Source organism: Acinetobacter sp. WU_MDCI_Abxb74, from assembly GCF_025513915.1.
Classification (GTDB): Bacteria; Pseudomonadota; Gammaproteobacteria; order Pseudomonadales; family Moraxellaceae; genus Acinetobacter; species Acinetobacter calcoaceticus_C.
This window is the reverse complement of sequence record NZ_JAHPRP010000012.1, coordinates 1-13,499: the sequence shown is the minus strand read 5'-3', so window position 1 is coordinate 13,499 and position 13,499 is coordinate 1. Positions and strand designations below refer to the sequence as shown.

Below are 13,499 nucleotides of genomic sequence, written 5' to 3'. Positions count from 1 at the left end.
GTTGCTATGTGTGGAGTTGTTGGTATAGCCGGTAAATCGCCAGTGAACCAAATGTTGTTTGATGCTTTAACGATGTTGCAACATCGTGGGCAAGATGCAGCTGGAATAGTAACCTGCCATGAAGGCCGTCTTTTCCTTCGCAAGGATAACGGTATGGTACGTGATGTTTTTCATACTCGTCATATGAGAGCATTACTTGGTAATTATGGTATTGGCCATGTACGTTACCCAACTGCTGGTTCTGCTAGCAGTGCTGAAGCACAACCGTTTTATGTGAACTCACCTTACGGTATTACGCTCGCACATAATGGTAATTTAACCAATGCCGAAGATATTCATGATGACCTGTTTAAAACAGATTTACGTCATATGAATACTGATTCTGACTCAGAAGTTCTTTTGAACGTATTCGCGCATGAGTTGCAGAAGAACGGTACTTTAAACCCTACACCAGATGATATTTTTCACACAGTTACTCGTGTACACGAGCGCTGTCTAGGTGCATATGGCGTAGTGGCGATGATTACCGGTCATGGTCTAGTTGGTTTCCGCGATCCAAACGGTATTCGCCCACTCATTTATGGTTCACGTATGACTGAACAAGGCGAGATGGAATACATCATCGCTTCTGAATCAGTTGCTATTACAGCGCTTGGTTTTAAAATTGAGCGTGACATTGAACCTGGTGAAGCAATTTTTATCACTGCTGATGGTGAATTGTTCACAAGACAATGTGCAGCTAATCCAAAGTACCGCCCATGTATTTTTGAATATGTTTATTTTGCACGTCCTGACGCCATCATTGACGGAATTTCAGTTTATAAAGCTCGTTTAAAAATGGGTGAAAAGCTTGCTCATAAAATTTTACGTGACTGGGGCGAGGACCATGATATTGATGTGGTTATTCCAATCCCGGATACGAGCCGTACTTCAGCATTAGAACTAGCAAATATTTTAGGTGTGAAGTTCCGTGAAGGTTTTATGAAAAACCGTTATATCGGTCGTACCTTCATTATGCCTGGTCAGCAACAGCGTAAAAAATCAGTACGTCAGAAATTAAACCCTGTAGAACTTGAGTTTAGAGGCAAGAACGTTTTGCTGGTTGATGATTCAATTGTTCGTGGCACAACCTGTAACGAAATCATCCAGATGGCACGTGATTCTGGTGCAAAAAAAGTATACTTTGCATCAGCAGCGCCTCAGGTTATGTATCCAAACGTTTACGGTATTGATATGCCTGCTAAAACTGAGCTAATTGCTTCAGAACGCAGTGTAGAAGAGATCCAAGAAATTATTGGTGCTGATCGTTTGGTTTTCCAAGAATTGGAAGACTTGAAAAATGCTGTACGTACTAGCAAAGTGCCTGATCTAACTGAGTTTGATTGCTCTGTTTTTGATGGAATCTATGTAACAGGTGATATCGATGGAGTTTATCTAAATAATTTGGAGCAGAAGCGTAATGATTCTGCTAAAAAGAAAAAAGATGGTTACATTGATGTTAATGTTGACGCAGCTTCTGTAGATTTAACAGGCATTAAAGAAGAATAGAAATAGCTGAAAAAAGCGGGTATTTCCCGCTTTTTTCTTTTATGATGAAAACTAACAATGTAATTGGGAATATTTACATTGAAAGAAGTAAGCCACTATCTCATCGAAAATAAGAATATGGCATGGTCCATCACTATGTGTTTGGTTGCTGTGCTGCTTACTATTTTTATTTTAAATTTAATTTTAGGTTTACTCGTCCATTTTTTTGATTATAGTCAGCCCATTTGGTGGCACACTTTAAGTCCTTATTTTGTCGCGCTTTTACTTTTTATTATGGTTTGGTCGGTAGTTACTGAACTTTATATCTTGCGTAAAGGTGGACATTCTTTAGCAAAACAGCTTAAAGCACGTCGGTTAGTAAAAGAAGAAAGTACACCAGAAGAACTTGAAGCATTAAAAATTACTGAATATTTGGCGCAAAATTTTTCACTTAAAGTTCCAACCTTATATGTTTTACCTGATGAAGTAGGCGTAAATGCCCTTACAGCAGGTTTTCACCCTAAAGATATTGTGATTATTTTGACGTGGGGGGCTCTGCAAAATCTAGATAAACTTGAACTATATGGTTTGTTGGGCCATGAGTTTAATCAAATTTTGTCGGGTGAAGCCGCTGAGAATACTAAATTAAAGATTTTATATAGTGGATTAACAACTTTTAGCCAGTGGGGCAGTAAATTAGCGAAACAAGGTTTTAAGCGCTATAGCCCAGGTTATAAACATAAGTTTGAAACCGTCTTTGTTGCGGTGGGTGGCGTCATTTGGTTGGCTGGAAGCCTAGGCGTACTAATTACCCGCTTCATTAAGTATTTAACTTTGAGTGGCCGCACATTTCGTAATGACCAAAAAACAGTACGATTATTAAAAAATAGTGCGAATACTCAGACTTTATTGCGTATTTATGTTCATCATTCCGGTTCACAAATTCATAGCGCTTATTCTGAATCAATTGCGCATATGTGTTTTGCTAACTCACTTAGTCCTCAAAGCTGGATGAATATTCACCCGAGCATTCGTGAGCGTATTTATGAGTTAAACCCGACTTTGCTACAAGATTTGCAATTAGAAAATTTAAAAAAACTCCGCAATCGTCCGTTATTTAGCTTATTTCATTTTTTAGAGGAATCTGAGAAAGAAATTTATGTTCCGTGGTCATCTCCACAACCGCTGCCTTTATTAAGATTGTCACCCATTAGTTTTGCATTAAATGATGCCATTAAGCCTCTTAATAGTGATGTGCGTCGAAATAAGAAGCGTCCTGAGTTAATCCAGCGTGCGCTACAAACTGCTACGGGTTCACGTGAGGTAATGGTCGCTATTTTGATGATTCGTCAATATCGAGAATTTATCCCTAAAGATGCGCCAGTGAGTCATGCCATTATTGATGCCTTATTAAATCTTGATGGTCGTATTCATATTCAGATATTTCATGATGCTTGTAAAAATATTGGGCATATGCCAGCAAGTATTGCGCGGCAATTTCTTACTAAGCTAGCGCTCATTATTCAAGAAGATGGTGAAATTGGTTTGCTAGATGCACTTTTGTTAGAGCGGGTTAAATATGAACTGAATTTGATGCCGCTGCATTTACCAACTGCATTTGAAGAAGTAAAACCTCAAATTGTTCGTTTGATTGATGCTTTGCTTCATGTTCAGCAAATTAATAGTCCAAATCAGTTAGAAGTACGTGAACGTATTTTGCGTTCGCTTCTCAATCCTGATGAAATGAATATTTATGATGAAATTTCGGATGAGCCTTTAGATCTTGCTGAAATTTTAAATGATATTGCAGGTTTATTATTGCGTGATCGTCTTAGTATTTTAGCGATTGCGGAAATGTGCTTATGGAGCGACCGCATCATCACTCAAGATGAGCTGGATGTACTTGAATTGCTTTATTGGCGTTTCGGCTTTGAGACAGAAGAAATTGTTGAGCAAATGCAAAAAAGAAATAGTGTTATGATTATTTAAAAGACATCTACGATTATAAAAACAACTGAACGAAATAAAACACTGAAAAAAAAACTGAAGCCCGTTAGAATGTAGATTGAGTAGAGGTATTGATTCAAACATGATTGGGCAGCAAAGAAATATACTGGCAACTTTAGGAATTGATTTATGGATTCCTAAGACACAGGTGTGCCAAAAAAATAATGCTCAAAGCCTTTGGCGAGATCATGTTGTTGACGAACCTGAACCGATTATATTGCCTTCTGTAGAACCAGTCGTTCTTGAGCAGCCCACAAAGCCACAAATCAAAGATATTCCAAAAGTTGAACCTGAAATTGTGGCGCCAGTTTCAATACAGGTTCAACCTGTTATAGCACCTCACAATGAAGTGCAAGCGCCTATCATTAAGATTGCATCATTTGAGTTACAGGCTTTTTCTCTTGAGAAATGTGTTATTTTTTTAGATGTTACGAATTTAAGTGAAGAAGAAAAACAGCTTTGGACCAACATACAAAAAGCAAAAATAGGGCAGTATGCTGAATTGAAATGGCCTTTTCCGTTAGCTACTTATCAAGATCAGCGGGGCGCGGGTTCATATATACAAGGCTTTTTAGATGCTGTCGCCGCGGAGAAGAAAATATTGTGTCTTGGTGACTGTTCTTATATTCAACACGCCAATATTATTCATTTAGCAAGTTTAAAAGAAATGTTGGAGAAACCACTCCTTAAAAAAAGGTTATGGAAATTAATGCAAGATAACAACGAGTAGTAGGGATTTACATGAAAAAAGTTGTAGTTTTTAGCCAAATTGATGAAGAAATTTTGTCTCGATTACAACAGAATTATCATGTTGTAGTTCTTAACCCCAAATTGGGTGATATTAATGAACAAATACGACAACACGTTATAGATGCTGACGGAATGATTGGCGCAGGACGGTTACTCAATGAAAGTAATCTCGCACCAGCTCAAAAACTAAAAATTATTTCATCTGTAACGGTGGGCTATGACAATTATGATCTGGCTTATCTAAATCAAAGAAAAATCTGGTTATCAAATACACCTCATGTCTTAACTGAAACGACAGCTGATCTTGCTTTTACATTGTTACTAAGCGCTGCTAGAAAAGTTCCTTTTCTTGATCATTGGACTAAACAAGGTGAATGGAAAAGAACAGTAGGGCCTCAGCAATTCGGTTTGGATGTTTTTGGAAAGACATTGGGGATTATTGGGCTTGGTAATATTGGGGCTGCAATTGCACGGCGTGGTTTTTATGGATTTAACATGAATATTGTTTACCATAATCGTCGTGAAAAGCCTGAATTAGCTGAGCCATTAAACGCACAATATCTTGGTTTGGATCAATTACTCCAGCAGTCTGATTTTGTAGTAACTGCGGTTGACTTAAATAACGAATCGAAAGCTTTAATGGGTAAAGCTCAGTTTGAACTTATGCAAAAACACGCTATTTTTATTAATATTGCGCGTGGTTCAGTAGTTGATGAGCAAGCTTTAATTGAAGCTTTGCAGCAAAATCAGATCTTTGCTGCTGGCTTAGATGTGTATGAAAAAGAACCTTTACAGGATTCAGCACTTTTTAAATTGCCTAACGTAGTCACTTTACCTCATGTGGGTTCAGCTACTGCCGAAACCCGTAAAAAAATGGCAAATCTTGCCTATAAAAATCTGGTTGAAGCTTTGGAGGATAAAACTCCTAGATATCTGGTAAACCAAAACTTTATATAAGTGATTAATAACACTTCATTGCAAAACTAGTCGATTTCGAGTGATATAGTAAAAGTCTATTGATTGAACATCATTTTTTATGGTTTACATCAGTAGGCTTTTTTTATGGTTTAATTTTAATAGAGAAAAACTTTTGAGATTTTTGCCAGTTATTTTAAGTGCGACTTTTATAGCAAATGTGTCGTATGCACAGTCTTTCGACCCTCTGCCATCTGCGAATCAGGTGGAAATTCCAAATATTGGAAGTGGGATAGGCTTGCTTGATCAACAAAAAGAAAAATTTATTGGTGAAAAAGTTTTCCGTGAAGTTCATAAACAAATGCCAGTTATTCAAGATATCTGGCTCGAAGATCAATTTTTTCAGGTATTTTCAAGTATTCTGAGCGAGACTCAGCTTGGTCAGCCTATTGGTCTAGTTGTTATTAAAGATCCACAAATTAATGCTTTTGCTGTTCCGGGTGGCCTATTTGCACTAAATACTGGGCTTATTGCTTCAGCTCGCAATATTGATGAAATTGCTGGAGTTATGGCGCATGAGATTGCCCATGTATCACAAAGACATTTTAGCCGTTCAGAGGAAGCCTTTAAGGGACAAACTTTATTAAGTTTAGCTGGGCTTTTAGCAGGTGTGGCAATAGCTGCACAGGGCGGTGGAGATGCAGGCGCAGCAGTGATGTTGGGAACACAGGCTGCACTAATGGATAGCCAGTTAACATATAGTCGAAATCAGGAACGTGAAGCAGACCGTATTGGCATGCAATATATGTATGCAGCGGGTTATAACCCTCAAAGTATGGCGGATTATTTTGAAACAATGCATCGTGCAACGAGTCGGGTAAGTTTTTTACCAGATTTTTGGCTGACTCATCCATTGACGACCGAGCGTATGAGTGAAGCTCGGCTTCGTGCAAACCAAATGCCTAAAGTTAAAAATCGTATGTATGATGCAGATTTTGAAATTTTAAAATGGTACACAATGGTGGTTTCAAATCAGGCTACTGAAAACCAACTACAGAGTTTGGCTTCTCAAAAAAATATTGCTGGTCTTATTGGTTTGACAGCTTTTTATGCAAAACAGGGTGATTATGCACAGGCACAATCTACCTTAGATCAAGTGAAATCTAGTGGAAAACCCCTTGTTGCCTTATTGCAGACAGATATTTATCTGGGGCAAAACAAACTTGATCAAGCTTATTCTTCAATCGCTTCTACACAAATGACTATGCCTGAAAATAGAGCTTTTAGCTATAAATTGGCTGAAGTGCTATTACGTCAAGGAAAATTTGCACAAGTTCAAACGCTTGTTCAACGATTTATTAATAAAAACCCAAGAGATATACAAGGTTGGCAATTTTTACAGCAAGCCGCTAATTTGGACAAGGCAGGATCGTTGAGGGCAGTCAACGTTTTACGCTATCGAGCAGAAGCTGAATATTGGTCGGGTAGTGAAGAAAATGCAATTAAATCGATGTTGCATGCTCAGCGTTTAGCAAAAGACAATCAAGCAATGTCGGCTAGAATAGATAGTAGATTAAAACAAATGCAAGATGAGCGAAGAATGAAAATTTAAAGATAGATCTTTTAAAATTTTCAGATAGACACGTTTACATAAACTAAAAAGAATTTTAGTTTGAAGGAGTATGAAATTTAAGAGAAGAAATTAAGCTAATTTAGCTTTAATTTTTGCTGAAACTATAGAAGGATCGGCACGCCCGGCTATGATCGGACGTAGAGAATTCATCACCTTACCCATATCTTTCATGCTAGTTGCTTCTTGAGCAGAAATCGTTTGCTCAATGAGAGAATCAAGCTCTTCCTCAGTCATAGCTTCTGGTAGAAACTGAGATAAAATCTCAGCTTCGGCTTGTTCTTTACTAGCTAAATCATCACGACCAGCACCTTCAAAGGCTTTGATCGATTCTTTACGTTGTTTAATTTGCTTTTCAATGACCGCAAGAACCTGAGCGTCGCCAAGCTCTTTGCGCTCATCGACTTCGATTTGCTTAATTGCTGCTTGTAGACCACGCAAAACCGTCACTGTTGCCATATCTTTGGCACGCATAGAAGTTTTTAATGCATCAGTAATTTGGTTTTTTAAAGTAGTCATAATTCAGCAGTCAATCACAAATTAATTAGTAAAGGCGAGTAGTACGTACAGATTCGCGAGCCAATTTCTTTTGGTAGCGTTTAACTGCAGCAGCTTTTTTGCGCTTACGTTCTTGAGTTGGTTTTTCGTAGAATTCGCGTTTACGAACGTCAGCTAAAACACCAGCTTTTTCGCATGAACGCTTGAAACGACGGATAGCTACGTCAACTGGTTCGCCTTCTTTCAACTTAACTTGTGGCATGTAAAATCCTCTAGATTATGGATAAGATCAAGCACACTATTGTGCCGGATCACAAGTGAAGGTCAGTATTTTACTCATTTACAACTCATATCACAAGTCTATAATAGCGATTGCAATATTTTGACTCATATAAAAGGCAGTTTTGATGATTGTTTTAGGCTTGGAAACTTCTTGTGATGAAACAGGGTTGGCACTTTATGATAGCGAACTCGGCTTGCGGGGACAGGTTCTTTATAGTCAGATTAAACTTCATGCCGAATATGGTGGAGTAGTACCTGAACTTGCTTCTCGTGACCACGTTCGTAAATTAATTCCTTTAATGAATCAATTGCTTGACCAAAGCGGAATAAAAAAGCAAGAGATTGATGCGGTTGCTTATACGCGCGGTCCTGGCTTAATGGGAGCCTTAATGACAGGGGCTTTATTTGGAAGAACTTTAGCTTTTTCTTTAAATAAACCTGCAATTGGTGTTCATCATATGGAGGGGCACATGTTGGCACCTCTACTCTCAAGTCAACCACCCGAATTTCCATTTGTTGCTTTATTAGTTTCAGGTGGACATACACAATTAATGGCCGCTCACGGTATTGGTCAATATGAACTCTTGGGTGAGTCTATTGATGATGCAGCTGGAGAAGCTTTTGATAAAGTTGCAAAAATGATGAGTTTGCCATACCCAGGCGGTCCAAATATTGCAAAATTAGCTTTAAGTGGAAATCCATTAGCATTTGCATTTCCGCGACCAATGCTTCACCAAGGTTTAGATTTTTCTTTTAGTGGTTTAAAAACCGCAGTTTCTGTGCAATTGAAAAAATTGAATGGTGAAAATCGAGACGCGGATATTGCAGCTTCATTCCAAGAAGCAATTGTAGATACCTTAGTAAAAAAATCAGTAAAAGCTCTAAAGCAAACTGGACTAAAACGTTTAGTTATAGCGGGTGGGGTGAGCGCAAATTTACGATTACGTGAACAGTTGGAAACTTCATTAGCTAAAATTAAGGCACAAGTTTACTATGCTGAACCTGCCTTATGTACTGATAATGGGGCAATGATTGCTTTTGCTGGTTATCAGCGCTTAAAAGCAGGTCAACATGATGGTTTGGCTGTAACCACAACACCACGTTGGCCAATGACAGAATTGTCTATTCCTGAATAAAACTATTTTTATTCAAAAGCTTTTTGGTTTTCGATATCAATGTATTCGATATAACCACGGCCTTGAACTTCGTTGCCGAAGTAATTACCAGTAAATTTATACCCACTGGCATAACCTCGCCCATGACCATAACGGAGTGGGCAGTCAATTTCTGCCTGAATATTCAAAATAATTTGTTTATTCTCATTTCGAGCAATCCACGAAAAGTATTTCGGAAGTCGCATTTTTTCTCCAGTCGGTGAGATGTATTCATCGACTTGATGAGAAATAACGTCAAAGCTAACATCTGTATAAATTTCAGCTGGCTGATCAAGATGTCTAATATGCAGGGTATAAGCTACTGTCTGTCCAGCAATATCTGCTTTTGTAAGAAGAAGTTGAGTGGTCTCATTTAAATTAATAATTTGATAAGTAAAAAAATCAAGCGGCAGTTTATAAGCGTCAGGAAGAAGTTTGTTTATGAAACTATGTGGACCAACTGCTCGTGCATATTCATACGTACAGAGTCCCTCACTTTTAATGCGTTCTGCTTGATAACTTAAAAAGCCTTTAAACTTTGCCAATAAACTAAAATGATCATAAATCGGTGTTTTTATAAACCACGAAACATGTGATGTAACATCAATATCAAAGTCGAAATCAAGTCCATCATAATGTCCATGGATATGAACTTGCGGAAATGTCCCTTGTATTGAAATTTCTTTGCCTAATTCTATCAAGCTTCCGTCTTTATCAATTTTTGTATCCTTGGGAATGATGTAAGCCTTAAGCAAAGCTTGCTCAACTGCGGCAGTACTTGAAAAGAATGTGGCTGTTTTTCTGGGGTCTTCATTAATTATGTCGTCATGATCAAAGGCTAGCGCACCGGGCGTACCTAATAAAATCATAATGTTTAGATAACGATGCGGTTCGGGTAAAAGTGGGAAAAAGATACCGTAATGTGTCCAGCTATAATATTTTTCGTCAACTCGTGGGCGAATGATATGAGACTGAGTAAAAGGAAGAGTTGAGTATTTTTCCGCTTGATCCAAGGTGCCTTGCGCGAGCAATAAGCTTTGACCTAAAACTTTGCTGCCTATAGAAATTTTGGGCATTTGTTTTTTCATATATAAACCTAAATAAGGATAGGACTATCTTTGTTTTAGATTATGAAAAACAACTGCCAAATCTAAGCGGTTTTCAGGCCAAAGCTAAGGCTTTGCGGGACATTTCGTTTAATTGTTAGACAACTCTTTTAATCCATTTAAACCAATCCAGTGCTTAGAAAACTGATAAGCAGCACGTCCAGAACGTTGACCACGCATTTGACACCAACGTAAACTTTCAGCACGAACTTCGTCACTAAAAGTCATGTTTGCTTTATGAATATAATGTTCTACGATTTCTAAATATAAACTCTGGTCCATTGGATAAAAAGATAACCATAAACCAAAGCGATCTGATAAAGAGATCTTTTCTTCAATAGCTTCTTGTGGATGTAATTCAGTATATTGTGGAACATCAACTCTAGTTACAGGTGTATTCTCATGCATGAATTCGGGTAACAAATGGCGACGGTTACTAGTTGCATAAATAATAAAATTACTCGAACCAGATTGTAGTGAGCCATCTAATACACTTTTTAAACTACGATAGTTTTCATCTTCAGCATTAAAAGCTAAGTCATCGCAATATACGATATATTTTTCAGTTCGGTTTTGAATAAGTTTTTGAATTTTAGGTAAGTCTGCTAAATCATCACGTTCAATTTCAATTAAACGTAACCCTTGATTTGCATATTCAGTCAATAAAGCACGAACAATAGATGATTTACCTGTACCACGTGAGCCTGTTAAAAGTACATCATTTGCTGGTAAACCATTTAAAAATTGCAAAGTATTTTGAATGATTTTTTCTTTTTGGCGTTCAATACCTTTTAAGTCATCTAAATAAATATTTTTGGGCGTATAGATGGCTTTAAGCTGCTGATTTTCCCATCTAAATGCAGGTGCAGTAAAATCTGTCTCTTGTTTAGGTTCAGGTAAGACTTGCTGTAACTGATTTAATACAAGTGATAATGTCTGAACTAAATTGTCTGGTAAATCAAAGGTAGCCATGGTAAGTCAATCATGTTAAACAGTAATTTACTAAGATACTAACACCGAAAATAACAGGCTGACAAAAAAGTTATTGCTATACAGTTTATCGGTTTTGCAATTGATTGAAATGTTCAGACCGCGCATAGTGTTGTCATGTCTATTCAGTAAAATCATCTGTGAAGATGAGGACGAAATATGTTTGAAAAAATACGAAGTGATATGAATCCGCATCAGGCTTACCGTATCAAAAAATTACAACGTCAATTAGACATGGCTGAATCTTATGAAGAGTGGAAGTCTTTTGCATTAAAACTAGATGAAGAAACTGGTGTGCAAGAGTGGAAATTTGATAATAGTTCACCTTATTTCGATGCGGAACTTATTTCTTATCGATATACCTTACTGAAAAGATACCGCCAGCAACATCGAACATTAGATTTAATCTATCTACTCAAAGAAGGCTTAACGTACGATATTGCAAACATTGGTCATCCAATGCTTTTTGCTGCAACGCATGTAGGCACAAAAAAACTAATTGAAGATTATATTGAAGAAGTTAGCCAAAGTTTGGCCTATATTGCTTCAAGTGAGTGTATTACTTTCCAACGAAAAGAAAAAATTGAGTTTTTTGAAAATTGTGAAAAAGCATATGGACAACCGGCTCTTATGTTCTCAGGTGGAGCGACTTTAGGTCTTTTCCACACTGGGGTGTGTAAAGCTTTAATTGAACAAGACTTAATGCCTAAAGTGTTATCTGGCTCAAGCGCTGGGGCAATTATGACAGGCATGCTCGGAACTTCTGCCAGTGAAGATGTTCAAAATTTATTAAATGGAGAACAATTCTTTAGCGATGCTTTTCATTTTAGAAAACTTCGTGAACTCATTAAGGGAAATGGTGGCATTGCCGATGTGCATTATTTGAAAAAATTCCTTGTTGAAAACTTAGGTGATCTTACTTTTGAGGAAGCTTTCAAAAAATCTGGTTTAAATATTAATGTTGCGGTTGCTCCCTATGATGCAACAGAAAACCCACGAATTATGAATGCCATTATGACTCCGAACGTTTTGGTATGGAGTGCTGTATTGGCTTCATGTGCTGTACCTGTGTTATTTCCGCCAGTTCGTTTAACCAGTAAACGTTATGATGGTGAACATACACCTTATATGGCAAACACAAAATGGGTAGATGGCAGTGTAAGAAATGATTTTCCGCAAGAAAGAATGGCGCGTTTATATAATTTAAATTACACCATTGCCAGTCAGGTGAACCCGCATATTGTGCCATTTATGCAAAATGATGCAGACCGCTTTCGTAAAGACGTTTTAAGTTGGCCAGAACGTATTTTAAGACGTCAAGGCAAAGTACTGTCGATGGGAATTATGGATTTTACCCGTCAAAGACTTGGTTCTATTTCTCCGATTAGGAGATTGCTAGATCATGGATATGGCGTAATGGGGCAACGTTATTATGGCGATGTTAATATTATTGCTAAATATGGCTTGAGTCACTATACCTATACTTTGCAAAACCCACGTCCACATTTGTTTAAACGTTTGCAACGAGAAGGGGAACGCGCGACTTGGCCAAAAATTTCTTCAATTGAGACCCATGCTCGTATTGGCAAGACAATTCAGCATTGCTTAGAAGTTTTGCGTTTTGAAGAAAAGCAACAACAGCCAGAGTCTTACTATGCTGAAGCATGATTTTGCTTCGCATATTGAGAACTTAAAAAGTGTGACAAAACCTGCGAGTGCCGCTTTAGGGCGGTATCTATGGACATTTAGCATAGATAACAAAGATTATTGGTTAAAATATCATTTGCCTAAAACGCATGTTCAAAGTGAGCAAGATTTTATCCATGAACAATTATTTTACGAAGAAATTAATCATCAGAAACCTGCGTGGCTTTTACCCCATAAATTAATCGAAGTGAGTGCCATTCCTCAGTTGAACCATTCTTTAGGCAGGGTTTTAATTTTACCTCATACTGATTTGTGGTTTGGATCATTGCTTTCTAAGACAGATTTAACTGATATATATCATACGATTTGGTTCGCGTTAGATAAGCTCGCAGAACTCCATAGATTTGGTTGGATTCATGGAGATATTAAGAAAGAGCATTTTCGAAAGTTTCAGCAAAATTCTTATTTGATTGATTTTGAGAAAGCCCGACTTTTATCAAGTTCAGATTCAAGGATGGATGCTACGCCACGATATATGGCGCCAGAGCTGTTTGGAGGGGCGTGTAAGGATATACAAAGCGATTTATACGCATTTGGTGTTGTTTTATATGAGTGGTTAACCCAAACTCGCTTAGAAGCAAGCAGTTACTATGATTGGGCAGTATTGCATTGCCAAAAGTTAACCATTCAATTACCCACACAGTTTATGAGTTTTTATCCATTACTTTCAGGTTTATTGCAAAAAAAGCAGCAAAATCGATTTACAAATGCTGCTGAAGCGATCAATTGCTTAAAAGCAGTTTCAATCTGATAAAAATCATTGATCTAGTTTCTGTATACAATTTACACGGTCAGATTTATTTAGAAAAAAAACACTTGTCACTGTTAGATCTTATCGCTAATATACACAGCCATCGGGGGCGTGGCGAAATTGGTAGACGCACTGGATTTAGGTTCCAGCGCCGCAAGGTGTAAGAGTTCGAGTCTCTTCGC

12 protein-coding genes are annotated in these 13,499 nt (G+C 37.6%); 8 read left to right on the top strand and 4 right to left on the bottom strand.

Annotated features, from left to right (window positions below):
- Nucleotides 1–6 precede the first annotated feature (6 nt).
- From purF to KTH84_RS16290, 5 genes are all read left to right on the top strand, one after another.
- Complete coding sequence (purF, locus tag KTH84_RS16310) at nt 7–1,548, top strand: amidophosphoribosyltransferase (RefSeq protein ID WP_262474219.1); 1,542 nt, start codon at nt 7–9, stop codon at nt 1,546–1,548.
- Between the two features lie 78 nt (nt 1,549–1,626).
- Nucleotides 1,627–3,516: a M48 family metalloprotease gene (locus KTH84_RS16305; RefSeq protein WP_262474217.1), complete on the top strand. Its 1,890-nt coding sequence runs from the start codon at nt 1,627–1,629 to the stop codon at nt 3,514–3,516.
- A gap of 100 nt (nt 3,517–3,616) precedes the next feature.
- Entirely contained in the window at nt 3,617–4,264 is a 648-nt protein-coding gene (locus KTH84_RS16300) for a hypothetical protein (RefSeq protein ID WP_262474215.1), read from the top strand.
- An 11-nt stretch (nt 4,265–4,275) separates the two neighbouring features.
- Nucleotides 4,276–5,241: a 2-hydroxyacid dehydrogenase gene (locus KTH84_RS16295; RefSeq protein WP_262474213.1), complete on the top strand. Its 966-nt coding sequence runs from the start codon at nt 4,276–4,278 to the stop codon at nt 5,239–5,241.
- 142 nt (nt 5,242–5,383) lie between these two features.
- Nucleotides 5,384–6,811: a M48 family metalloprotease gene (locus KTH84_RS16290; RefSeq protein WP_128814455.1), complete on the top strand. Its 1,428-nt coding sequence runs from the start codon at nt 5,384–5,386 to the stop codon at nt 6,809–6,811.
- Nucleotides 6,812–6,901: 90 nt separating this feature from the next.
- Here the strand turns inward: KTH84_RS16290 and KTH84_RS16285 are convergent, their stop codons facing one another.
- Both KTH84_RS16285 and rpsU read right to left on the bottom strand, forming a co-directional pair.
- Nucleotides 6,902–7,348: a GatB/YqeY domain-containing protein gene (locus KTH84_RS16285; protein WP_042897124.1), complete on the bottom strand. Its 447-nt coding sequence runs from the start codon at nt 7,346–7,348 to the stop codon at nt 6,902–6,904.
- Between the two features lie 25 nt (nt 7,349–7,373).
- On the bottom strand, nt 7,374–7,589 hold the full coding sequence (gene rpsU, locus KTH84_RS16280) for a 30S ribosomal protein S21 (RefSeq protein ID WP_001136722.1): 216 nt from the start codon (nt 7,587–7,589) through the stop codon (nt 7,374–7,376).
- Nucleotides 7,590–7,734: 145 nt separating this feature from the next.
- On the opposite strand from rpsU, the gene tsaD reads away from it, so the two are divergent.
- Complete coding sequence (gene tsaD, locus KTH84_RS16275; RefSeq protein ID WP_075431473.1) at nt 7,735–8,745, top strand: tRNA (adenosine(37)-N6)-threonylcarbamoyltransferase complex transferase subunit TsaD; 1,011 nt, start codon at nt 7,735–7,737, stop codon at nt 8,743–8,745.
- Between the two features lie 8 nt (nt 8,746–8,753).
- Here the strand turns inward: tsaD and KTH84_RS16270 are convergent, their stop codons facing one another.
- Entirely contained in the window at nt 8,754–9,851 is a 1,098-nt protein-coding gene (locus KTH84_RS16270; protein ID WP_262474210.1) for a DUF6670 family protein, read from the bottom strand.
- A 108-nt stretch (nt 9,852–9,959) separates the two neighbouring features.
- Nucleotides 9,960–10,841 carry an ATP-binding protein gene (locus tag KTH84_RS16265; RefSeq protein WP_262474208.1) on the bottom strand — a complete coding sequence of 294 codons (882 nt, stop codon included), beginning with the start codon at nt 10,839–10,841 and terminating at the stop codon, nt 9,960–9,962.
- Between the two features lie 177 nt (nt 10,842–11,018).
- Between KTH84_RS16265 and KTH84_RS16260 the strand changes: the two genes are divergently transcribed.
- On the top strand, nt 11,019–12,527 hold the full coding sequence (locus KTH84_RS16260; RefSeq protein ID WP_004643431.1) for a DUF3336 domain-containing protein: 1,509 nt from the start codon (nt 11,019–11,021) through the stop codon (nt 12,525–12,527).
- Entirely contained in the window at nt 12,514–13,317 is an 804-nt protein-coding gene (locus KTH84_RS16255; protein ID WP_262474206.1) for a protein kinase domain-containing protein, read from the top strand. The genes KTH84_RS16260 and KTH84_RS16255 overlap by 14 nt, the downstream gene beginning before the upstream one ends.
- Nucleotides 13,318–13,499: the final 182 nt, after the last annotated feature.